The organism is Providencia sneebia DSM 19967, from assembly GCF_000314895.2.
Classification (GTDB): Bacteria; Pseudomonadota; Gammaproteobacteria; order Enterobacterales; family Enterobacteriaceae; genus Providencia; species Providencia sneebia.
This window is the reverse complement of the sequence record NZ_CM001773.1, coordinates 2,826,410-2,848,358: the sequence shown is the minus strand read 5'-3', so window position 1 is coordinate 2,848,358 and position 21,949 is coordinate 2,826,410. Positions and strand designations below refer to the sequence as shown.

At 40.2% G+C, this 21,949-nt stretch carries 18 protein-coding genes, 8 tRNA genes and 2 other RNA genes; 19 read left to right on the top strand and 9 right to left on the bottom strand.

The window, feature by feature from the left end:
- Nucleotides 1-218: 218 nt before the first annotated feature.
- From OO7_RS11905 to cysM, 6 genes are all read left to right on the top strand, one after another.
- On the top strand, nt 219-815 hold the full coding sequence (locus OO7_RS11905) for an RpoE-regulated lipoprotein (RefSeq protein WP_008916174.1): 597 nt from the start codon (nt 219-221) through the stop codon (nt 813-815).
- Nucleotides 816-1,188: 373 nt separating this feature from the next.
- On the top strand, nt 1,189-2,211 hold the full coding sequence (locus OO7_RS11900) for a sulfate ABC transporter substrate-binding protein (RefSeq protein WP_008916173.1): 1,023 nt from the start codon (nt 1,189-1,191) through the stop codon (nt 2,209-2,211).
- Entirely contained in the window at nt 2,211-3,038 is an 828-nt protein-coding gene (gene cysT, locus OO7_RS11895; RefSeq protein ID WP_008916172.1) for a sulfate/thiosulfate ABC transporter permease CysT, read from the top strand. The genes OO7_RS11900 and cysT overlap by 1 nt, the downstream gene beginning before the upstream one ends.
- A gap of 3 nt (nt 3,039-3,041) precedes the next feature.
- Complete coding sequence (gene cysW / locus OO7_RS11890) at nt 3,042-3,890, top strand: sulfate/thiosulfate ABC transporter permease CysW (protein ID WP_008916171.1); 849 nt, start codon at nt 3,042-3,044, stop codon at nt 3,888-3,890.
- Nucleotides 3,891-3,904: 14 nt separating this feature from the next.
- Nucleotides 3,905-4,993 carry a sulfate/thiosulfate ABC transporter ATP-binding protein CysA gene (gene cysA / locus OO7_RS11885; protein ID WP_008916170.1) on the top strand — a complete coding sequence of 363 codons (1,089 nt, stop codon included), beginning with the start codon at nt 3,905-3,907 and terminating at the stop codon, nt 4,991-4,993.
- Nucleotides 4,994-5,247: 254 nt separating this feature from the next.
- Nucleotides 5,248-6,132, top strand: coding sequence for a cysteine synthase CysM (gene cysM, locus OO7_RS11880; protein ID WP_008916169.1), 885 nt, complete (start codon nt 5,248-5,250; stop codon nt 6,130-6,132).
- Between the two features lie 83 nt (nt 6,133-6,215).
- On the opposite strand, the gene crr is transcribed toward cysM, so the two are convergent.
- The 5 genes from crr to cysZ form a co-directional block, all read right to left on the bottom strand.
- Nucleotides 6,216-6,725 carry a PTS glucose transporter subunit IIA gene (gene crr / locus OO7_RS11875; RefSeq protein ID WP_008916168.1) on the bottom strand — a complete coding sequence of 170 codons (510 nt, stop codon included), beginning with the start codon at nt 6,723-6,725 and terminating at the stop codon, nt 6,216-6,218.
- 49 nt (nt 6,726-6,774) lie between these two features.
- A complete protein-coding gene (ptsI, locus tag OO7_RS11870) occupies nt 6,775-8,502 on the bottom strand; it encodes a phosphoenolpyruvate-protein phosphotransferase PtsI (protein WP_008916167.1) in 1,728 nt (575 codons plus the stop codon).
- A 139-nt stretch (nt 8,503-8,641) separates the two neighbouring features.
- Nucleotides 8,642-8,899, bottom strand: a complete 258-nt coding sequence (gene ptsH / locus OO7_RS11865) for a phosphocarrier protein Hpr (RefSeq protein WP_008916166.1) — start codon at nt 8,897-8,899, stop codon at nt 8,642-8,644.
- Nucleotides 8,900-9,461: 562 nt separating this feature from the next.
- The gene (gene cysK, locus OO7_RS11860) at nt 9,462-10,415 is read right to left on the bottom strand and encodes a cysteine synthase A (protein ID WP_008916165.1); all 954 of its coding nucleotides are present in this window, start codon (nt 10,413-10,415) and stop codon (nt 9,462-9,464) included.
- A 249-nt stretch (nt 10,416-10,664) separates the two neighbouring features.
- On the bottom strand, nt 10,665-11,429 hold the full coding sequence (gene cysZ, locus OO7_RS11855; RefSeq protein WP_043892708.1) for a sulfate transporter CysZ: 765 nt from the start codon (nt 11,427-11,429) through the stop codon (nt 10,665-10,667).
- 218 nt (nt 11,430-11,647) lie between these two features.
- On the opposite strand from cysZ, the gene zipA reads away from it, so the two are divergent.
- The 4 genes from zipA (at nt 11,648) to OO7_RS11835 (ending at nt 16,465) form a co-directional block, all read left to right on the top strand.
- Nucleotides 11,648-12,688, top strand: a complete 1,041-nt coding sequence (zipA, locus tag OO7_RS11850) for a cell division protein ZipA (protein ID WP_008916163.1) — start codon at nt 11,648-11,650, stop codon at nt 12,686-12,688.
- A gap of 61 nt (nt 12,689-12,749) precedes the next feature.
- Nucleotides 12,750-14,765: an NAD-dependent DNA ligase LigA gene (ligA, locus tag OO7_RS11845; RefSeq protein ID WP_008916162.1), complete on the top strand. Its 2,016-nt coding sequence runs from the start codon at nt 12,750-12,752 to the stop codon at nt 14,763-14,765.
- 233 nt (nt 14,766-14,998) lie between these two features.
- A complete protein-coding gene (locus OO7_RS11840; RefSeq protein ID WP_008916161.1) occupies nt 14,999-16,183 on the top strand; it encodes a NupC/NupG family nucleoside CNT transporter in 1,185 nt (394 codons plus the stop codon).
- Nucleotides 16,184-16,249: 66 nt separating this feature from the next.
- Nucleotides 16,250-16,465 carry a DUF3820 family protein gene (locus tag OO7_RS11835; RefSeq protein ID WP_008916160.1) on the top strand — a complete coding sequence of 72 codons (216 nt, stop codon included), beginning with the start codon at nt 16,250-16,252 and terminating at the stop codon, nt 16,463-16,465.
- A 2-nt stretch (nt 16,466-16,467) separates the two neighbouring features.
- Here OO7_RS11835 and OO7_RS11830 read toward each other — a convergent pair whose 3' ends face one another.
- Complete coding sequence (locus OO7_RS11830; RefSeq protein WP_008916159.1) at nt 16,468-16,893, bottom strand: MarR family winged helix-turn-helix transcriptional regulator; 426 nt, start codon at nt 16,891-16,893, stop codon at nt 16,468-16,470.
- A gap of 147 nt (nt 16,894-17,040) precedes the next feature.
- Between OO7_RS11830 and OO7_RS11825 the strand changes: the two genes are divergently transcribed.
- A complete protein-coding gene (locus tag OO7_RS11825) occupies nt 17,041-17,793 on the top strand; it encodes an SDR family NAD(P)-dependent oxidoreductase (RefSeq protein WP_008916158.1) in 753 nt (250 codons plus the stop codon).
- A 67-nt stretch (nt 17,794-17,860) separates the two neighbouring features.
- Here OO7_RS11825 and OO7_RS11820 read toward each other — a convergent pair.
- The 3 genes from OO7_RS11820 to gltX all read right to left on the bottom strand — a co-directional run bounded on the left by OO7_RS11820 (nt 17,861) and on the right by gltX (nt 19,658).
- A tRNA-Ala gene (locus OO7_RS11820) sits at nt 17,861-17,936 on the bottom strand.
- Between the two features lie 39 nt (nt 17,937-17,975).
- Nucleotides 17,976-18,051 (bottom strand) — tRNA-Ala (locus OO7_RS11815).
- A gap of 185 nt (nt 18,052-18,236) precedes the next feature.
- Nucleotides 18,237-19,658: a glutamate--tRNA ligase gene (gene gltX, locus OO7_RS11810; protein ID WP_008916157.1), complete on the bottom strand. Its 1,422-nt coding sequence runs from the start codon at nt 19,656-19,658 to the stop codon at nt 18,237-18,239.
- 456 nt (nt 19,659-20,114) lie between these two features.
- On the opposite strand from gltX, the gene OO7_RS11805 reads away from it, so the two are divergent.
- The 8 genes from OO7_RS11805 (at nt 20,115) to OO7_RS16540 (ending at nt 21,097) form a co-directional block, all read left to right on the top strand.
- Nucleotides 20,115-20,190: transfer RNA gene (locus tag OO7_RS11805), tRNA-Val, on the top strand.
- A 41-nt stretch (nt 20,191-20,231) separates the two neighbouring features.
- Nucleotides 20,232-20,307: transfer RNA gene (locus OO7_RS11800), tRNA-Val, on the top strand.
- Between the two features lie 41 nt (nt 20,308-20,348).
- Nucleotides 20,349-20,424 (top strand) — tRNA-Val (locus OO7_RS11795).
- 35 nt (nt 20,425-20,459) lie between these two features.
- A tRNA-Val gene (locus OO7_RS11790) sits at nt 20,460-20,535 on the top strand.
- A gap of 29 nt (nt 20,536-20,564) precedes the next feature.
- Nucleotides 20,565-20,640, top strand: a tRNA-Lys gene (locus tag OO7_RS11785).
- A 36-nt stretch (nt 20,641-20,676) separates the two neighbouring features.
- Nucleotides 20,677-20,752 (top strand) — tRNA-Lys (locus OO7_RS11780).
- 44 nt (nt 20,753-20,796) lie between these two features.
- Nucleotides 20,797-20,925, top strand: a non-coding RNA gene (locus tag OO7_RS16545) — RtT sRNA.
- Nucleotides 20,926-20,968: 43 nt separating this feature from the next.
- A non-coding RNA gene (locus OO7_RS16540) (RtT sRNA) lies at nt 20,969-21,097 on the top strand.
- Nucleotides 21,098-21,949 lie beyond the last annotated feature (852 nt).

The following is a 21,949-nucleotide window of genomic DNA, read 5'->3' as shown; positions in this document are numbered from 1 at the left end:
TATGATCAACCAAGGTTAAACAAAGCCTTTTTATACGCTTAAATTTGAGTTATTTGGCATTTATTTAGTCTGCTAAGGGAATGTTTTTGGGGATAGGCTGTCATATTAGGGCAAGTTGATATTTATTTTGATTGAGAATATTAGGCTTCATGCGTATTAATCAAAATATCGCACAAAAATGAATAAATGGTATGTGCAAACCAAAAATAGAGGATGATATGCCCAAAAGTGTAATGATGAAGGTCTTTCAAATCTCTGCCTTTAGTAGCACATTGTTGCTGTCTGGATGCGCGGGTTCTGGCAGTTTTTGGTCTGCTCTTTCGCCAACAAATTGGTTTGGTAGCTCAATCACCGCTAAAGCAACGGGAGTTGGAGGCGTTTCCAGTCTGACACCAATGAAAGAAGATGTTGTTAAGGAACAGCTGGATAATCGCTACACAATGCGTAGTGGCATGCAAACTGACCAAGGTGACATCATAACGGTATTTCAAGGCATTGATGATAACGAAGTAAAAATTGAAGTCATTGGCCCTGAAAAAGGGTATGTTTCACGGATTATTGTCAGCGATCCGCAAATTTCGACAGAATGGAATACACAGATTGGTACACAATTTAGCGACATTTATGAGAAAGCTTTTGGTTCTTGTAAAGTCGGCTCTGTTATTAATGATCATCCAACTGTTGAATGTGTTGCGCCAGAAAGTTCGCATATCGTGTATCGTTTTGCAGGAAACTGGCAAGGACCTGAAGGTTTGATGCCGCCAGATAATGAATTAACCAGTTGGAAAGTTTCACAAATTATTTGGCAAAAATAATTTTTTCTCCCCCATCGTGCGTGTTTTCTTGCGAGTCAATCTGAGTAAAACACGCAATATCAACGCATTTTTGATGACTTCTCCATCATAGCACTGCATATTTTTTGCAACTTGTTTGCACATCTACCGCTATATGAACGAGTTTCATCTTGCTAACTAAATGAAAGTAAAACTATTTTGTTTACTTATTGCCATAATTTCTGGCTTATTTCAATTTGATATATTAAAACTCATTTGATAACTACCCAGTTATAAATAAAGCAGATAAAGTAATCTAACTAAGGCGGTTGGTTATAGTTGAGATCCGTCAGTAACTCAGTTAGGCGGGTGAAGCCTCTCGAATTATCTAGTTATTGTAACAAGTGAGTGTCAGATGAAAAAAATGAATTTAAAGAATACAGCATTGGCAAGTCTTGCTACATTTTCCCTTTTTGGGAGTGCACCTCTCGTTGCGGCTGAATTACTGAATAGCTCTTATGATATTGCACGAGAATTATTTGTTGCCCTTAATCCCGAATTTGAAAAACAGTGGAATGAATCGCATCCGAATGACAAGTTAACCATTAAGCAGTCACATGCTGGCTCTTCTAAACAGGCTTTAGCAATATTGCAAGGGCTGAAGGCCGATGTTGTCACTTACAACCAAGTGACTGATGTACAAATTTTGCATGATAAAGGGAATTTGATCCCGAATGATTGGCAAGCTCGCTTACCGAATAATAGCTCACCTTATTATTCAACGATGGCCTTTTTAGTGCGTAAAGACAACCCAAAAGGCATAAAAACATGGGATGAGCTTGTTCGCGAAGACGTTAAATTAATATTCCCTAATCCAAAAACTTCAGGTAATGGGCGTTACACTTATTTAGCGGCGTGGGGAGCATTTGCGCAAGAGAATAAAGGTGATGAACAGAAGACCCGCGAACAAATGAAGCAATTTTTGAAAAATGTAGAGGTTTTTGATACTGGCGGACGCGGAGCAACTACTTCTTTCATCGAAAGAGGGCTTGGTGATGTATTAATTAGCTTTGAATCTGAGGTTAATAATATTCGCCAACAATATGGTGAATCTGATTACGAAGTGATTGTACCACCTGTTGATATTCTTGCCGAATTTCCGGTTGCTTGGGTAGATAAAAACGTACAGAAGAATGGTAATGAAGAGGCGGCTAAAGCTTATCTTAACTATCTTTACAGCCCAAAAGCTCAAGAAATCATTACTCGCTTTAATTACCGCGTCAATGATGTAGAAGTTATGAACGCAAATAAGAGTAAATTCCCAGAAACCACGTTATTTAGTGTTGAATCACAATTTGGCAGCTGGCCTCAAGTGATGGAAAAGCATTTTGCGACTAATGGTCAATTTGACAAATTGATGGAAGAAGGACGCCGTTAATGCGTACTTTAGGAAAACGTTTTTTGCCAGGATTTGGCCTTACTTTAGGTAGCAGCTTGTTCTATACCTGCTTGATCCTATTACTGCCTTTAAGTGCCCTTGTCGTTCAATTATCTGAGATGACATGGGCACAATATTGGGCAGTGATAAGTTATCCGCAAGTGGTCGCTGCTTATAAAGTCACCTTGCTTGCAGCGCTGGTTGCTAGCCTTTTTAATGCCGTTTTTGGCATGTTGTTAGCATGGATTTTAACGCGTTATCGTTTTCCGGGTCGCACTTTTTTAGATGGTTTAGTGGATTTACCTTTTGCTTTACCCACAGCCGTTGCTGGGTTGACATTGGCAACCTTGTTTGCCACTTCGGGTTGGTATGGGCAATACCTGCATCAATTTGATATTAAAGTGGTGAATACTTGGTTAGGTATTGCAGTTGCAATGGCATTTACCAGTATCCCTTTTGTGGTGAGAACGGTTCAACCAGTTTTAGAAGAATTAGGGCCTGAATATGAAGAAGCGTCTCAGACATTAGGTGCGACAAAATGGCAAACATTCCGCAGGGTTGTGCTACCTGAAGTTTCTCCTGCGCTGATTGCGGGCACTGTATTGTCTTTTACGCGAAGTTTAGGGGAGTTTGGCGCAATTATTTTTATTGCAGGCAATATTGCATGGCAAACAGAAGTCGTCTCTTTAATGATATTTAGCCAGCTACAGCAGTTTGATTACCCAGCAGCAAGTGCTATTGCATCAGTGATTTTAGCCGTTTCTCTGCTGCTGTTATTGAGTGTCAATATTATCCAAAGTCGCTTTGGTAAAAGGTTGGGGGGGTAAGTCATGGCTCAAATCACGCCAATCAGTGCAACCACACGCCAACCGATTAATTGGGCAAAATGGTCTTTAATTGCTGTCGGCATACTATTTTCAATCATGCTTTTGATTGTGCCGATTATCTGGATATTTTTGACCGCCTTTTCAAAAGGTCTGGATGCAGTTTTAATGAATCTCAGTGATGGGGATATGCTGCATGCTATTGGTCTGACAGTCTTAATTGCACTCATCACTGTGCCCGTAAACTTAATTTTCGGCACAATGATCGCTTGGCTTGTCACGCGATTTCAATTTCCGGGTAGGCAGTTATTGTTAACTTTAGTTGATATTCCGTTTGCCGTATCCCCCGTCGTTGCTGGGTTATTGTATTTACTGTTTTACGGATCAAATAGCTGGTTTGGTAGTTGGTTAGAAGGATTTGATATTCAACTGATGTTCTCATGGCCTGGCATGGCATTAGTGACTATTTTTGTCACATGCCCATTTGTGGTGAGGGAATTGGTTCCTCTGATGCTAAGCCAAGGGAGCCAAGAAGATGAAGCGGCGGTTTTACTAGGTGCATCGGGTTGGAAGATGTTCTGGCGAGTGACATTACCCAATATTCGCTGGGCATTATTGTATGGTGTTGTGTTAACAAACGCGCGAGCGATTGGTGAGTTTGGTGCTGTATCTGTCGTTTCTGGGTCAATTCGCGGTGAAACCTATACTTTGCCATTACAAGTTGAGTTGCTACACCAAGATTACAATACTGTTGGCGCATTTACGGCTGCGGCTATTCTTGCCGTGATGGCAATTATTACGCTGATTATTAAAAGTGCATTGCAATGGCATCTAAGCCGACAGCAATCTGAGTAGGGAGTGAAATTACCATGAGCATTCAAATTGATAAAGTTGGCAAATTATTTGGTAAAACACAGGTTTTAAATGATATTTCATTAGATATTGCATCCGGTGAAATGGTCGCGTTACTTGGCCCATCAGGTTCAGGAAAAACAACATTATTACGGATTATTGCAGGCTTAGAACAACATAGTTATGGCTCATTGCGATTTCATGGGCAAGATGTCAGCCGCATTCATGCAAAAGATAGGCATGTAGGATTTGTTTTTCAACATTACGCGTTATTTCGTCATATGACTGTGTTTGATAATGTGGCTTTTGGGTTAACTGTCATGCCAAGAAAGGAGCGCCCATCGGCACAAGTTATCAAACAAAAAGTTATGCAGCTACTTGAAATGGTACAGCTGTCTCATTTGGCATCACGTTATCCATCTCAGCTATCTGGTGGGCAAAAGCAGCGTGTTGCATTAGCGCGAGCATTAGCAATAGAGCCACAAATTTTATTGCTGGATGAGCCATTTGGTGCTTTAGATGCGCAAGTACGGATTGAACTACGTCGTTGGTTACGTCAATTACATGATGAATTGAAATTTACGAGCGTTTTTGTCACACATGACCAAGAAGAAGCGATGGAAGTTGCGGATCGCATTGTTGTGATGAGCCAAGGTCATATTGAGCAGGTTGGTACACCTGATGATATTTGGTTAGAGCCTGCAACTCGTTTTGTTTTAGAATTTATGGGTGAAATTAACCAACTGCACGGGCACATTAAAGGTTCACAGCTGAATATTCACGGCTATGAGTTTCCGTTACCTCACACAAGTGCACACCAAGGTGAAGTGGATGTATTTTTACGTCCGTGGGATATATCCCTGTCAAAAGAGTGTGATGCTCAGCACCGGTTACCTATCCGCATTATTGAATCGGGACCTAGAGGGCATTTCTGGCAATTAACCGTTCAACCAATAGGTTGGGGTAATGAACCTCTTTCTGTAGTTTGGCAATCTTCACAGGCTATTCCTGCGCGTGGTGAGAGCTATTTTCTGGGTAGTCAAAAGGCCAAAATTTACCAAGGTGATAATGAGCTAGTTTTCCGCCAGCTAGCGCAAAGTGCTTAACTATCATTGTTCATCACACCAATAAAGATTGTTGGATTTATTGGTGTGAACAAACTGATTATTCCTGCCAATATATTGTTATCTCTATTATTCACACCAAACCCTTCATTCAATGAATATCCATTCGCAAACTCATAATGATTACTTGTTGAATTCTCATTGAAATTTTTTCATGCTGCGAATTCATAAAGGTTGCGATACTATCTATAACTATTCAGTCCATGGTTATACGAGAATCGTATAAGGAACAGGTAGTGTCAACTCTCGAACAATTTATTGGTCATACACCTTTAGTTAAACTTCAACGTTTAACACAAGGTATTGATGCAGAAATATGGGTAAAGCTCGAAGGTAACAATCCTGCGGGTTCTGTCAAAGATAGAGCGGCATATTCAATGATCCATGAAGCTGAAAAGCGAGGAGAAATTACTCCGGGTGATACATTGATAGAAGCAACAAGTGGTAATACGGGTATTGCATTAGCAATGATTGCAGCAGTTAAAGGTTATCACCTTAAATTATTGATGCCAGAAAATATGAGCAAAGAGCGTCAAGCTTCGATGCGCGCTTATGGTGCAGAATTAATTTTAGTGGGCATGGATGTTGGCATGGAAGGCGCAAGAGATCTGGCTAAAGAAATGGAAGCGCGTGGCGAAGGGAAGGTATTAGACCAATTTAATAACCCTGATAACCCATTAGCCCATTTTAAAACCACAGGGCCAGAAATTTGGCAGCAAACCCAACAAAGAATAACGCATTTTGTGTCAAGTATGGGAACAACCGGCACTATTACAGGTGTTGGGCGCTTTCTAAAATCGTGCTCACAGGATATTCAAATTATTGGCTTACAACCTGCTCAGAAAAGCCAAATTCCGGGTATTCGCCGTTGGTCGCCTGATTATTTACCCGGTATTTTTGATCCCAAAATTGTGGATAGCGTGTTAGATGTCAATCAGCAAGAAGCTGAAGAAACCATGAGAATGCTGGCTAAACAAGAAGGTATTTTTTGTGGTGTTAGTTCTGGCGGGGCTGTTGCTGGCGCATTGAAAGTTGCCTTGTCTCATCCCGGTGCTGTCATTGTCGCGATTATTTGTGATCGTGGCGACCGTTATCTTTCTACTGGCGTATTTGATCATTAATTTAAGAAAATAAAAAACCATCAGTGAGAAAAATGATTAACTCATCTGATGGTTTTTAAAATCTATCTTAAAGATAGAGATTGTTATTTTTTGATTCGCATAATCACGGTTTCACCAACAGTAACCGCTCCGCTTAACTTAGTCAGTTCTTTAATCTCATCCATATTGGAGATAACAACTGGTGTTAAAACAGATTTAGCTTTCTCTTCGAGAAGCGCGAGATCAAACTCAATAACAGGATCACCTTTTTTAACTGATTGACCTTCTTCAGCTAGGCGTTTGAAGCCTTCACCTTTTAGCTCAACAGTATCGATACCAAAGTGAACGAATAGCTCAATACCATCATCCGATTCGATGGAAAACGCATGATTGGTTTCGAAAATCTTACCAATTGTTCCATCTACAGGAGCGACAATTTTATTACCTGCTGGTTTGATGGCAATCCCATCACCAACAATTTTTTCAGCAAAAACAACATCGGGAACATCTTCAATATTGACGATTTCACCTGATAAAGGTGCGATAATTTCAATACTGCCACTGCTACTCTTGTCGTCTGAAACAAGTGATTTTAATTTGTCAAACAGACCCATAGACCATCTCCTAATCGTTTTTATACGGGACCGAACTAATGTGCTGTTCCTAGCATAACGTTTTTTCTTGGATAAAGGTATCCACAAGTTTCATCAATTCGTCTGCGGTCGGTTGGGCAAGTGCTTGCTTAGCCAATGCTTGAGTATCTGCAAAGTTCGCATTACGGATCAATTTTTTGATACGTGGGATAGAAATTGCGCTCATGCTAAATTCATCTAACCCCATGCCTAATAGCAATAGAGTTGCACGTTCGTCGCCTGCTAACTCACCACACATTCCGGTCCATTTCCCTTCAGCATGTGATGCATCAATAACCTGTTTAATCAGGTTAAGCACAGCTGGTGACATTGGATTATAGAGATGAGAAATCAGCTCATTACCGCGGTCAACAGCTAAAGTATATTGAGTTAGATCGTTAGTTCCAATGCTGAAAAAGTCAACTTCTTTTGCAAGATGATGTGCAATTACAGCAGCAGCAGGTGTTTCGACCATGACACCAACTTCAATGGTTTCATCAAAAGCTTTACTTTCTTGACGCAATTGTTCTTTTAGCAGCTCAAGTTCAGCTTTGAGTTCACGGATTTCCTCAACAGAAATAATCATTGGGAACATAATGCGTAATTTACCAAAACTTGAGGCGCGAAGAATAGCTCTTAATTGAGAATGAAGGATTTCTTTACGATCTAAGCAAATACGAATGGCGCGCCAGCCTAAGAATGGGTTTTCTTCTTTAGGCAGGTTCATGTATGGCAAATCTTTATCGCCACCAATATCCATTGTACGAACAATAACTGCTTGGCTGCCCATTGATTCTGCAACCGCTTTATAAGCTTGGAATTGTTCTTCTTCAGTAGGTAAAGAATCTCTATCCATAAACAGGAATTCTGTACGGTATAAACCAACACCTTCAGCGCCATTGCGCTCAGCACCAGCAACATCACGCACAGTACCAATGTTTGCACAGACTTCAACTTGATGACCATCAAGTGTGATTGCTGGCAAATCTTTGAGTTTTGCTAGTTCATTTTTTTCTTGCAGATATTCTTCATTGCATTTTTTTAGTTTGTCGATTTCACTATCTGATGGATTTAAGTAAATGTGGTTATTTACACCATCAAGAACAATGTAATCGCCATTCTTAATTTCGCTGGTGGCATTTGTTGTACCAACAATGGCAGGTAACTCTAATGAGCGCGCCATGATTGAGGTATGAGAAGTACGGCCACCTAAATCAGTAATAAAGCCAAGCACTTTATCCAGATTTAATTGCGCAGTTTCTGATGGGGTCAGGTCTGCGGCAACTAAAATAACTTCATCTTCGATAGCACTTAAATCAACAATTGGCATGCCGAGAATATTTTTTAGTAGGCGTTTACCAATATCACGCACATCAGCTGCACGTTCTTTTAAGTATTCATCATCAAGGTCTTCAAGCGCTTGAGCTTGATCTTCAATGACAGAGTAAGCAGCGGCATCAGCTGTTTTTTTATCAATTTTGATGAGGGAGATGATCTCTTGCTCGAGTTCCTCATCTTCCAATAGCATAATATGACCTTCAAAAATCTCAGCTTTATCGGCACCAAGATTTTTTTCGGCTTTCTCTTTAATGTGGCTGAGTTGTTCAGCTGAGCTATTACGTCCCTCAATGAAACGTTGGATCTCGGTTTCTATCTGGCTGTCGGAGATTTTTTTTGTGCTGACAATGATAGGATCTTCTTTGAGGATTAAAGCCTGACCAAAAGCAAAACCTGGGGATACTAAAATTCCTGAAATCATAATATTACCTTACTACTGCGGGTAGGTGCTCTGATATGGAAAAGATAACAGTAAGCTTTACCTGTAAATCAACAATATCCCTGAAAATAGCCTTTCAGGGATAAAGGAAAAGGGAGAACACAGTTCTCAACCAAGCAAATTATTCTAATTCGCCCATCAGTTTAACGAGGTGTTCAACAGCTTGTTGTTCATCTTCGCCTTCTGCAGAAATGGTCACAACAGTACCTTGAGTTAGGCCAAGAGTTTGTAATTTAAATAGGCTCTTAGCACTCGCAGATTTGCCACCAGAAGTTAGCGTAATATCAGATGTGAATGCTTTTGCTTCTTTAACAAATTGAGCAGCAGGGCGAGTATGTAGACCATTTGGTGCTGTAATAGTGACTTCTTGCTGGAACATATTATTTCCTTAATAAACTAAGTTTTTATAATGACCTATTGGTTATTGTAGATTAAATAACCAAGGTTTGCGTAATATATTTGACTTAACATTGCCGTATCTAATGTACCAAATTTCCCTTCAATATTGCAGCATTGCAGCTTACATCAAAACGTTAACAGTGACTGCGCCATTGTTTTTTGGTACCGGCGGGCTGGTTTCATCCGCGTTTACATGCAACCTAAGTTAATTTGTGTATAGTTAGATTATCAACTATTAAAAAGGTTCGCTACTTTGTAGTATATCAAGACTTACTCAGTTTTTTTGCCATAACGTTGAAGATATCAATTTTTTACTTTGGTGTTTGGCTTGGTTTATTGACCATTCCACTTAACGTTGATAAATGATCAGAGTCCGTCGTGATTTGACTTAATTCCTATTAATTTCGAGGTTCGAAATAATTAGTATGTTTAATACTAAACCCTCGATTATAAATCATCACCATACGTGCTAAAGTTTGATCCATTCCACAAAAAAAGCACCAAATAGGTGCTTTCTTAACGATTAGTTAACGTTTTTTAAATTATTCTGCTGACAAGTCCGCGAAAAGAACGGTAGATAAATAACGTTCGCCGGATGACGGTAGGATAACCACAATGTTTTTATCTTTATACTCAGGTTCAGCCGCCAATTTAACGGCAGCCGCTACTGCTGCACCGGAAGAAATTCCCGCAAGAATACCTTCTTGTTCCATGAGTGCCCGTGCGGTGGATATTGCCTCTTCATCACTGATTTTGAAGACTCTATCTATTAATGAGATATCAAGGTTACCCGGAATAAACCCTGCACCAATACCTTGAATTTTATGAGGACCAGGCTTAACGTCTTCGCCTGCAAGGGTCTGGCTAATAACAGGTGATGTTTCAGGTTCAACGGCAACTAGCGTAATATCTTTTCCTTTAGTTTTCTTCAGGTAACGGCCGATACCTGTGATGGTGCCACCTGTTCCAACACCCGCGATTACGACATCAACATTACCATCTGTATCTTCCCAAATCTCAGGGCCTGTCGTTTTTTCGTGAATTTCTGGGTTTGCTGGATTACTAAACTGTTGTAGCAAAATGTATTTATTTGGATCGCTTTTAACAATCTCTTCCGCTTTCTCTATTGCGCCTTTCATCCCTTTCGCACCTTCTGTCAGGATGAGATTAGCGCCGAGCGCTTTAAGGAGTTTACGGCGTTCTATGCTCATTGTTTCTGGCATAGTCAGTGTCAGTTTATAACCTCTAGCCGCAGCAACATAAGCAAGTGCAATACCGGTGTTTCCACTTGTTGGCTCAACTAATTCTTTATCTTTGGTGAGGATGCCTTTTTTCTCTGCATCCCAAATCATATTCGCCCCAATACGGCATTTAACACTGAAACTTGGGTTACGAGACTCAACTTTGGCTAAAATATTACCATTACCAAAATGTTTTAAGCGTACTAGCGGGGTATGACCAATAGTTAACGAATTGTCATCATAAATTTTGCTCATGAGTTATCCTTAAATTCAGGCAATTAACTAACAACGAAGATTTCAGTTGAATTCAACATACGTGAACTAGCTGTTAATGCAAATATGAATTAAGTCTAAGCTTATAACGAATTGCTATTTTATGCACAAATATTCTAAGCAAATAAAATCGATAATTAAAAGACACTCAATAAAAGCTTAAAGTAAAGGCGTATAAATGAAAAAAGGCACAGTTAAATACTGTACCTTTTGTTAAATTAGATAAGATAATTAATAACGCGCATTACGGCTACGGTAGCGATCAACCCACATTAATGTAGCGCCACAAACAGCGACCGGCATAATGAATAAATTAATGATTGGTATCATCATTAATACGCTTACTACGCTGCCGAATTGAATGTTTTTAACGCGGTCTTGGGATAAGGTTTGTTTCATTTTATCGAAACTGACACGGTGGTTATCAAAAGGATAATCACAATATTGGACTGACATCATCCATGCGCTGAATAAAAACCACAGCACTGGCGCGACAGTTTGCCCAATACCTGGAATTAAAAATAAGATAAGTATCACGATAGCACGTGGAAGATAATAACCAACACGGACTAATTCGCGTTTAAGCATACGTGGCACATCTTTGAGTAAATCAGTAATGCCTGCATCCGGTGCGGGGATCCCGGTTAAGTCGGATTCAAGTTTTTCAGACAGCCAACTATTGAAAGGCGCGGCAATAAAGTTTGCGACTGTACTAAAAAAATACGCAAACACCAGCACAATAGAAACGACAGCAAGTGGCCAAATTAGGTAATCTAGCCATTGTAACCAGCTTGGAATATACCCCATAATGAAGTCAATCCAGCTAGAAAGTTTGCTGTATAACCACCAAAATGCGCCTCCTAATAAAATAATATTGGCTAGCAGAGGCAAAATAACAAAACGTTTAATACCTGGGCGTGTAACAAGACGCCATCCTTGAGCGAAGTAATAAAAACCAGAATGGTTTTTTTGTTGCAAATCTGTCGATTGAGTCATACTTCTTGATTTCTCCTTTGCTGTTGAGCCTGTATCATATAGATAGGATTTTAAGCTGACTAGTCAATATTTGCTTAAAAAAACAGCAAACGAAAGCAGAATTGTCTATTTCTTCTAAGAAAATCGTTCTGAGGGTTGCACTTAGAACGTTTGGCAAATAATCTTAAGGTAGTTTCCGCCGTAGTGGCATTATCATTCAACAACTAGAGATAGCAGCGATGCAGGATTTGCGTCTGATATTAGTGGTCGTAGGCGCGGTAGCCATAGTTGCTTTATTACTGCATGGTTTATGGACCAGCCGTAAAGAGCGCTCAAGGTTATTTCGTGATCGTCCCGTAAAACGTCGAAAAAATGACAACAGGGATAAATCATCTGAATATGATGATGATTCAGTATTATTTGCGGAAAACGAAACCGTAGAATCTCCTGTGTTGAAACAACCTTCACCTGAACCTGTTCATCAGGGACGGGATAACCGCCATGTTGAGCAAGAACTGCCGCCAATATCGCAGCATGACGGTGTGAGAGAACCGGTATTAACTCGACCGATTGAGACTGAGCAATCAGAATCAATAGATCCTAGTGCTAAACAAATTGATGCTGTGGATGAACCAACACACATTAATGTTGCTCCGTCACAGGCTCAAACACCAACAACAGCTGATGTGCATGCTCAGAACATTTCAGAGCCAGTGTTAAAAGTTGATGTACCTGAGCATAAACATGAGCATCATCATGGCCATGAGAATGAGGAACATCAGCCAGTACGCCATGAGCAAGAATCCGTTCCTGCTCATGAAGAAGAGGCTAAAGTAGCGCAACCACAAAATGTGGAAGAAAAAGCAGATAAAGAAATTGTCTTAGTACTGCATGTCGCGGCTCATAAAGGGCAAACATTGCAAGGTGAAGAACTGCTACAAAGTATTCTGCAAGCAGGTTTCCAATTTGGTGAAATGCAAATTTTTCATCGCCATGTACATCCATCAGGAACAGGGCCAGTATTATTTAGCTTAGCTAATATGGTGAAGCCAGGCTCATTTGATCCTGATAGCATGTCGGAATTTACGACACCGGGCATTTCGATGTTTATGATGGTGCCATCTTACGGTGATGCTGCACAAAACTTTAAATTAATGTTGCAAGCAGCACAACGTATTGCTTCCGATACAGGAGGAGTGGTACTTGATGATGAACGCAAATTGCTAACACCTCAAAAAATAGAGGTGTATCATGCTCGGATACGCAATACATTGAGTTAATAATAATTAGCATTATCTAAAACCCCGTAACTGGGGTTTTTTTATCTTTCATTGGTGAAACATGACTACAAAACAACATCTTGACGCGCTAAAACAGCAATTACGCCATCATGAATATCAATATCATGTGTTAGATGCCCCAGAAATCCCTGATGCACAATATGATAAATTGATGCAAGAGTTGAAACAGATTGAAGCCGAACATCCTGAATGGGTGACAAATGACTCTCCTACTCAGCGTGTGGGGGCAGCACCATTAGCTGCCTTTGATACAGTACGTCATGAAATTCCTATGTTATCGTTGGATAACGTTTTTGATGAAGAGAGTTATTTGGCATTTGATAAACGTGTTGGCGATAGACTTAAAAATCGTGAGCCACAAACTTTCTGCTGTGAATTAAAATTAGATGGGTTAGCAGTCAGCTTGCTGTATGAAAATGGCGAACTTGTTCAAGCGGCCACGCGTGGTGATGGTACATTAGGGGAAAATATTACGTCTAATGTTAGAACTATTCGCGCAATACCATTACGCCTTATCGGGGATAATATTCCCGTTCGAATAGAAATTCGTGGTGAAGTCTTTATGCCACAAAAAGGCTTTGAAGCAATTAATGAAGAAGCGCGTCGCTCGGGGGGAAAAATTTTTGCTAACCCGCGTAATGCTGCCGCAGGCTCTTTACGCCAATTAGACCCGCGTATCACCGCGAAAAGACCATTAATGTTTTACTGCTATGGCGTTGGCATCATTGAAGGCGGTGTTCTACCCGATACGCATTATGAGCGCTTGATGCAATTTAAATCATGGGGCTTGCCAGTCAGTGATTATGTTCAGTTATGTACTGGTTCATCCGAAGTTCTCGATTTCTACCACAAAATAGAAGAAGAACGCCCAAATCTTGGATTTGATATTGATGGTGTGGTGATTAAAATTAATTCTATTGCGACCCAAGAAGATCTGGGTTTTGTTTCACGCGCGCCGCGCTGGGCAACCGCGTTTAAATTTCCTGCTCAAGAACAAATCACCGTTTTAAAAGATGTTGAATTCCAAGTAGGGCGCACTGGCGCTATTACTCCGGTTGCCCGCTTAGAGCCTGTACAAGTTGCAGGTGTGATGGTTAGCAATGCAACTTTACATAATGCGGATGAGATAGAGCGCCTCGGAGTTCGTATTGGTGATACGGTGATTGTTCGTCGAGCGGGTGATGTGATCCCGCAAATTGTCAGTGTGATGGAGTCTGAGCGTCCTGAAGATAGCCGTGAAATTATTTTTCCAACGCATTGCCCAGTTTGCCATTCAGATGTTGAACGTATTGAAGGCGAAGCGGTCGCGCGTTGTACAGGTGGCCTTATTTGTGGCGCGCAACGCAAAGAGGCGCTGAAACACTTTGTTTCTCGCCGTGCAATGGATGTAGACGGAATGGGCGATAAAATTATCGACCAATTAGTTGAGCGTGAATATGTGCGCACGCCTGCGGATCTCTATCAATTAAGTGCAGGTATTTTGACTGGGCTTGAACGCATGGGGCCTAAGTCTGCACAAAATTTGGTTGATGCACTGGAAAAATCTAAATCAACAACACTTGCTCGCTTTATTTATGCTTTAGGTATTCGTGAGGTTGGAGAAGCAACAGCTGCAAATCTAGCATCACATTACAACACGTTACAAGCTGTCATGGCGGCAGATGAAGAATCATTAAAAACAGTGCAAGATATCGGACATATTGTTGCAAAGCATGTCGTTAATTTCTTCCGTGAAGAGCATAACCAAGCTGTCATCAACGATCTTATTCATAAGGCCAATATTCATTGGCCGGAAGCTGTTGCCATTAATATTGAAGAGATTGATAGCCCATTTGCAGGAAAAACGGTCGTATTAACTGGTTCAATGAATCGATTAACGCGTGATGAAGCCAAAGATAAGCTCACTGCACTCGGCGCGAAAGTGGCTGGCAGTGTTTCTAAGAAAACAGATATGGTTATTGCAGGTGAAGCTGCGGGTTCTAAATTAGCGAAAGCGGTTGAGCTTGGAATCCAAGTTATTGATGAGGATGAGCTTATCAATTTGCTAGGTTTATAATCCTTCACTATAGTTATTGGCACATGTCATTACTGAAGAAAAAGTAATGACATGATTTATATCAAACTATTCTGATTGAAGCAGTATAAACATTTAAAGTGTGATCTACTCTGATTTTTAGCAAAATAGGCTCAGCCAATTTTCATGTTAATGTGATACCTATCGCATTTTAATGTCGCTTATTACATAGAATAGATGCATAACCTGATTATTATGTTTGTTTGGAGTCGTATATGACCTCGATCCTGCATTTCGTTCTATCCCTTGTTGTTATTGGTGCACTAGCGATTTTAGCGAGCAGCAACCGTAAAGGGATCCGCCCACGTTATGTAATCCAATTGCTTGTTATCCAAATCGCATTGGCTTATTTTTTCTTACATTCCGATATTGGTTCTTCATTCGTATTAGCCGTTGCGGGTGTCTTTACACATTTATTGGGCTATGCCGCAGAAGGGACGAAATTTGTTTTTGGCGGAATGATTGAAGGCAATTTGGCATTCTTTTTCCTACAAGTGTTGTGTCCAATTATCTTCATTTCAGCACTGATTGGTATTTTACAACATATCAAGGTACTGCCTATTGTTATCCGCGTCGTCGGAACTATCCTGTCGAAAGTTAATGGAATGGGCAAACTCGAGTCTTTTAACGCCGTTAGCTCATTGTTATTAGGCCAGTCTGAAAACTTTATCGCTTATAAAGATCAATTGGGCAAAATGTCTGAGCGTAGAATTTACACAATGGCAGCCACAGCAATGTCAACGGTGTCTATGTCCATTGTGGGCGCTTATATGACTATGCTGGAGCCGCGTTATGTTGTTGCTGCTCTCTTGCTGAATATGTTCGGTACCTTCGTGATCCTTTCATTAATTAACCCGTACCCACCAGAAGCTGAAGAAGAGTTGCAAATGAGCAATATTCATGAAGGTCAAAGCTTCTTTGAAATGTTGGGTGAATATATTCTTGCAGGTTTCAAAGTGGCGATTATTGTAGCGGCAATGTTGATTGGTTTTATCGCGTTGATTGCAATGGTAAATGGCATCTGTTCTGCTCTTTTTGATATTAGCTTCCAAACTATGTTGGGTTACATTTTCTACCCATTTGCTTGGATTTTGGGGATTCCTAGCGAAGAAGCATTACAAGTCGGTGGCATTATGGCAGTGAAAATGGTTACCAACGAGTTTGTCGCAATGAGTGATTTGCAATCTGTTGCGGCTACTTTATCCCCACGTTCCGTTGGTATTTTATCTGTATTCTTAGTGTCATTTGCTAACTTCTCTTCAATCGGTATTGTTGCGGGTGCAATTAAAGGGCTGAATGAAAAACAAGGTAATACAGTAGCGCGTTTTGGTCTGAAACTGTTGTACGGTTCTACTTTAGTTAGCTTCTTATCAGCTGCTGTTGTCGGATTGATTTTGTAAAATAGTTAAAAGTGATATATTAGAAACGGCATTCAAGTTGAATGCCGTTTTTGCTTTTGGGGTAACATGGAAAAACAAGATTTAATTGATATGGCAAATACCGTCATGCCTTTTGGTAAATATAAAGGTAGAGTGATTATTGATTTGCCGGAAGAATATCTTCTTTGGTTCTATAAAAAGGGTGAGTTTCCGCAAGGGCGCTTGGGCGCACTGATGGAAATGGCGCTAGGGCTTAAAATAGAAGGGCTAGATAACATAGTCAAGCCACTTAAACGGAAGTGACATTAGAATTTATCATTATGCCCTAGTGCAGAAGTCACTTTATTCGCTAAGTCTATAAAAAGCGCTTGTTCCTCTTTCGACAAAGCTTCTGACACTTTGATTGCATTTTCTTTGCGCCCAGTCGCGGCGCGTTGCAAAAAATCAGCTCCCTTATCAGTTAAGTGAGTGATTAATTCCCGCTTATCTTGCTCGGATTGATATTGGCTTACAAATCCAAGCGTTTTGAGTGCTCGCAGAAATTTTGACAGATTTTGACGCGAAATTCCCAAGGATCCACTTAATTGGCTTGGTGTTTGGTCTCCCTTTAAGCGCAAAATTTCTAAGACATCATATTGCCCCCATGTCACTTGTTCTGGTGTAAACATCAGCCGCTTGGCAACAAGGGTGCATTGTAAAAGAGACAAAGCATCTTCAAGGTTATTAGCCATCATTTCTCACTGTAATTTATTTCTTTAATAGTTAAATTCTGGCTCAGTATAACGTTATTAAAGGTATTAAATCGACACTTGATTAACTTTAGTTAATTATTTATAGTAAGCAATATGATTAACTAAAGTTAACTAATTGGGCTGAATATGCAAAATTTTCAAGGTAAGGTGGCATTAATCACAGGAGCATCAACAGGTGTAGGGGAAGGGATCGCTCAATATTTATATCAATGTGGTGCAACTGTAGTTATTACGGGACGACACAAAGAAACGTTAGAAACGGCGGCAAATAACATTGATCCAAGTGAGAAAAAAATAATTCCTATTGTTATGGATGTGACAGACCCCAAAAGTGTTGAGGCGGTTATTAGTCAAATTGAAAAGCACTATGGCGGATTGAATTATCTGGTTAATAATGCAGGGATCACGGGCTCACACGGTGTTTTGATTGAAGATTACGCTTTGGATGAATGGGATGCTGTCATGGCGACAGATGTGACGGGTACTTTTTATGGCTTAAAGTACGGAATACCGGCAATTATTCGTAGCGGTGGGGGAGCCATTGTGAATTTATCCGCATGCAATGGAATTACTGGTATTGCAGGAATTGCGCCTTATACCGCTGCCAAACATGCAGTGCTTGGTTTAACACGGGCGTCAGCATTAGAATATGCACAAAAAGGAGTCAGAATAAATGCAATTGGGCCAGGCTATGTTGCAACACCAAATATTTTAGCGCTACCTGACAATATTCAATCATGGATGGCAGGAATGCATCCGATGGTGCGGATGGCAACGCGCGAAGAAATTGCAAAAACAGTTGCTTTTCTCCTTTCTGATGAGAGCAGTTTTATGACAGGCGCATTCATTCCGGTAGATGGCGGTTACACAGCACAATAGCGTTATTTTTAAGCTAATTGTTTTGTAAGGATTTTTACGGGAATTATACGAATCAAGGAAAGGTTTTTGGTGGAGCTAAGCGGGATCGAACCGCTGACCTCTTGCATGCCATGCAAGCGCTCTCCCAACTGAGCTATAGCCCCAAAAAAAGTGTTTTGTTTGCCATCTAACAGGGAATTAGATGGTGGAGCTAAGCGGGATCGAACCGCTGACCTCTTGCATGCCATGCAAGCGCTCTCCCAGCTGAGCTATAGCCCCAAACAAAATCTTTGGACGGGAGGCATAATATTCAAGCAATGTCGGAGTGTCAATCAAATAATGTGGATTTAGATTTGACTGCTGAATTATAGAGCATTTAATCAGCAAAACAGTAAATTAGCGGTGATTTCAAGGAAGGGAATAACCTCATGGTTAATTTCACCATGAGGTTATTTAGTATTCAATTATTGTGCGCTAGCTTCACGTTCGGCAATAAAGGCAAGTGCTTTGTCAATACGAGCAAGAGTGCGAGCTTGCCCGATAGCATGAACAGTCACATCTAATGCTGGGGATTGGCCGGCACCTGTTACAGCAACGCGTAGCGGCATACCAATTTTACCCATACCAACATCTAATTCAGTCGCAGTTTGTTCAATAGCTTGATGAACATTCTCTGCTGTCCAATCTGTGATAGCTGCCAGTTTTTGTTTTACAACTTCAAGTGGCTGACGTGCTACTGGACGTAAATGTTTTTTCGCGGCATCTGCATCAAATTCACTGAAATCTTCATAGAAATAGTGACAAGATTCAGCAATTTCTTTTAATGTTTTACAACGTTCACCTAATAGTTTAATGAGATCAACTAATTGTGGACCATTTTGAGTATTGATATTTTGCTGTTCAATATGCCAAGCAAGGTGAGTTGCGACTTCTTCAGGTGGTAATGCATTAATATAGTGATGGTTTAACCACAGAAGTTTGTCAGTATTAAATGCACTGGCTGATTTACTAATGGCATCTAAGCTGAAATATTCGATCATCTCTTCACGAGAAAAGATTTCTTGGTCGCCATGTGACCAACCTAATCTCACTAAATAATTAAGCAGCGCTTCAGGTAGATAACCTTCATCACGATATTGCATTACACTCACAGCACCGTGGCGTTTAGACAGTTTTTTACCATCATCACCTAAAATCATAGAGACATGCGCATATTCTGGTACAGGAGCACCTAATGCTTTCAGAATATTAATTTGGCGAGGTGTATTGTTGATATGGTCTTCACCACGGATAACATGGGTGATTTCCATATCCCAGTCATCAATAACAACACAGAAATTATACGTTGGTGAACCATCAGTACGACGAATAATTAAATCATCTAACTCTTGGTTACTGAATTCAATTGGGCCACGAATATTATCATTAAAGATAACCGAACCTTCTTGCGGGTTACGGAAACGGACAACATGTGGTTCGTCAGGGGTATGATTATGTGCATGATCACGGCAGCAACCATCATAACGTGGTTTTTCACCATCTGCCATTTGTTGGTCACGTAGGGCTTCTAAACGTTCTTTTGAACAGTAACAACGATATGCAGTGCCAGCTTCTAGCATTTGATCAATGACATCATTGTAGCGATCAAAACGCTTAGTTTGGTAATAAGGACCTTCATCCCAATTTAAATTCAACCAGTTCATACCATCCATAATGGCGTCAATAGCTTCTTGAGTTGAACGTTCTAGGTCAGTATCTTCGATACGTAGAACGAATTCCCCCTGATTATGACGGCTGAATAACCAAGAATAAAGGGCTGTACGAGCTCCTCCAACATGCAAGTAACCAGTTGGACTAGGTGCAAAACGGGTTTTAATTTTACTCATCGAGATTGCCTTAATTGCGATACGTGATTTCTATTATGCTGAGATTATCTGTTTTACTAACATGTTAGCGATAATTTTTATAAAAATGTCATTACGCGATAAAATAAGAGTGTGTTTTTAGGCGCACCATCCTTTTTACCTTGTAAAGCCAATCAGCAAGCATAAGATATCGTTCTATTCTATCACCCTACAGTGATTCCTCAATCAAGTTATTAATTCTGAGGTTAATTAATCAAAGATAACCCGATAAATACCATTAAATTTCTAAGACGAACCGTTTTAGTCGTCTTATTTACTTTTTATATTTATCCGTAATTGTCATTTTTTGGTTAAATATGATACTTTGCTGGTGGATATTGAAACATCTTGCTTATTTTTACGACGAACAGAAAAAAACTATTTAAAAATCGTTGACTCAGAACTCAGTATCCCTATAATGCTCCTCCATCGACGACGGGGCGATTAGCTCAGTTGGTAGAGCACCTCCCTTACAAGGAGGGGGTCACTGGTTCGAACCCGGTATCGCCCACCACCGTTGACGATAGAGTACAAAGTAGTAAGAAATAAATAAATGGGCGATTAGCTCAGTTGGTAGAGCACCTCCCTTACAAGGAGGGGGTCACTGGTTCGAACCCGGTATCGCCCACCACCGTTGACGATAGAGTACAAAGTAGTAAGAAATAAATAAATGGGCGATTAGCTCAGTTGGTAGAGCACCTCCCTTACAAGGAGGGGGTCACTGGTTCGAGCCCGGTATCGCCCACCATTTATTTATTGAAGATGTGAAACTTCTCATGAAGTGGGCGATTAGCTCAGTTGGTAGAGCACCTCCCTTACAAGGAGGGGGTCACTGGTTCGAACCCGGTATCGCCCACCACTTCATCATTAGTAAATCGCATATCTTGAGGGTCGTTAGCTCAGTTGGTAGAGCAGTTGACTTTTAATCAATTGGTCGCAGGTTCGAATCCTGCACGACCCACCACTCAAGAAGAAAGACATATCAGACATATCCAAAGATGGGTCGTTAGCTCAGTTGGTAGAGCAGTTGACTTTTAATCAATTGGTCGCAGGTTCGAATCCTGCACGACCCACCATCTAAAAAGAAATAAAATTCCCCCATAAGAAATCAAAATTTGGCATATTGCACGTAGAGTGTAGGTGAGAAGCTGCGTTCAGGTTAGAGCCGAGCGAAGCGAGACAGCGTTGCGCTTGTCGCAACGACCCGAAGGGTGAGGCCAAAGGCCGAATAATCCTGCACGACCCACCATCTAAAAAGAAATAAAATTCCCCATAAGAAATCMAAATTCGGCATATTGCACGTAGAGTGTAGGTAAGAAGCTGCGCTCAGGTTCGAGCCGAGCGAAGCGAGACAGCGTTGCGCTTGTCGCAACGACCCGTAGAGTGAGGCCAAAGGCTGAATAATCCTGCACGACTTATTTCGTCCGGGTACAAATATAAATACCCAAAATTTGCATACAGATCTCAGTTGAACATGGTTTGTAGCTCTTGAACTCTCCGCGAACTAAAACTTTCCAGTAAAACCTAGCCAGCATATTGCACGTAGAGTGTAAATGAAAAGCGGCGTTCAACTCCAAGCCTAAAAATCATTTCCTCAACATAGCTTTCTGCAAGTAAAGATTAGATAACCCTAATGATCAAATAAGCTAAAAATCAATCTGCACATATTAATGTTCTATTCGCTATAGATGAAAATCTGCATAAAAATGTAATTAGCGGATTGTGTTAAGTATGCGGAGAAAATCTAGATGATGTTATTTTTGATATAAATATGGATTCAATGACTGAGTAATATTGTTTATTGTTTAGTGATAAGTAGCAATACAGATATTAATTAATAGTTATTATATAAGACAACGAATTTCAAGCTTGTAATGATGAAGTGATTATACCTAATAATACTGTTTTTAGAGAAAGCAAGAGAAAAGTTTTCTGTTGGAATAGAGGTTAGGTTGACTATATTATACAATATTTATTTGTAATCCAATTGATTTTTTATTCATTATTTATCTTTTTATATTCATTAACTACCTATTTGTATGATTTAACAAAAATGCATGATTACATTATAACTTCATTATAGTGACCTATGGCATCACCCATGAAGAGGATGAATATTGTTCAAAGTACTATTTATTAAGATCTCAGTGACGTTTTAATATTTCAATTTGTAACATAATTATACAAGCTGTATTGTCATATTAAAACAAGTTACATTTTTTATAAGTAAAAATTTTATGGAAAGATTTGTTATTAGAGCAAGAGTATAAAAA

Coding starts and splice junctions, on each gene's coding strand:
- OO7_RS11905 (WP_008916174.1), top strand. CDS start 219: ATGCCCAAAAGTGTAATGATGAAGGTCTTTCAAATCTCTGCCTTTAGT.
- OO7_RS11900 (WP_008916173.1), top strand. CDS start 1,189: ATGAAAAAAATGAATTTAAAGAATACAGCATTGGCAAGTCTTGCTACA.
- cysT (WP_008916172.1), top strand. CDS start 2,211: ATGCGTACTTTAGGAAAACGTTTTTTGCCAGGATTTGGCCTTACTTTA.
- cysW (WP_008916171.1), top strand. CDS start 3,042: ATGGCTCAAATCACGCCAATCAGTGCAACCACACGCCAACCGATTAAT.
- cysA (WP_008916170.1), top strand. CDS start 3,905: ATGAGCATTCAAATTGATAAAGTTGGCAAATTATTTGGTAAAACACAG.
- crr (WP_008916168.1), bottom strand. CDS start 6,725: ATGGGTCTGTTTGACAAATTAAAATCACTTGTTTCAGACGACAAGAGT.
- ptsI (WP_008916167.1), bottom strand. CDS start 8,502: ATGATTTCAGGAATTTTAGTATCCCCAGGTTTTGCTTTTGGTCAGGCT.
- ptsH (WP_008916166.1), bottom strand. CDS start 8,899: ATGTTCCAGCAAGAAGTCACTATTACAGCACCAAATGGTCTACATACT.
- cysK (WP_008916165.1), bottom strand. CDS start 10,415: ATGAGCAAAATTTATGATGACAATTCGTTAACTATTGGTCATACCCCG.
- cysZ (WP_043892708.1), bottom strand. CDS start 11,429: ATGACTCAATCGACAGATTTGCAACAAAAAAACCATTCTGGTTTTTAT.
- zipA (WP_008916163.1), top strand. CDS start 11,648: ATGCAGGATTTGCGTCTGATATTAGTGGTCGTAGGCGCGGTAGCCATA.
- ligA (WP_008916162.1), top strand. CDS start 12,750: ATGACTACAAAACAACATCTTGACGCGCTAAAACAGCAATTACGCCAT.
- OO7_RS11840 (WP_008916161.1), top strand. CDS start 14,999: ATGACCTCGATCCTGCATTTCGTTCTATCCCTTGTTGTTATTGGTGCA.
- OO7_RS11835 (WP_008916160.1), top strand. CDS start 16,250: ATGGAAAAACAAGATTTAATTGATATGGCAAATACCGTCATGCCTTTT.
- OO7_RS11830 (WP_008916159.1), bottom strand. CDS start 16,893: ATGGCTAATAACCTTGAAGATGCTTTGTCTCTTTTACAATGCACCCTT.
- OO7_RS11825 (WP_008916158.1), top strand. CDS start 17,041: ATGCAAAATTTTCAAGGTAAGGTGGCATTAATCACAGGAGCATCAACA.
- gltX (WP_008916157.1), bottom strand. CDS start 19,658: ATGAGTAAAATTAAAACCCGTTTTGCACCTAGTCCAACTGGTTACTTG.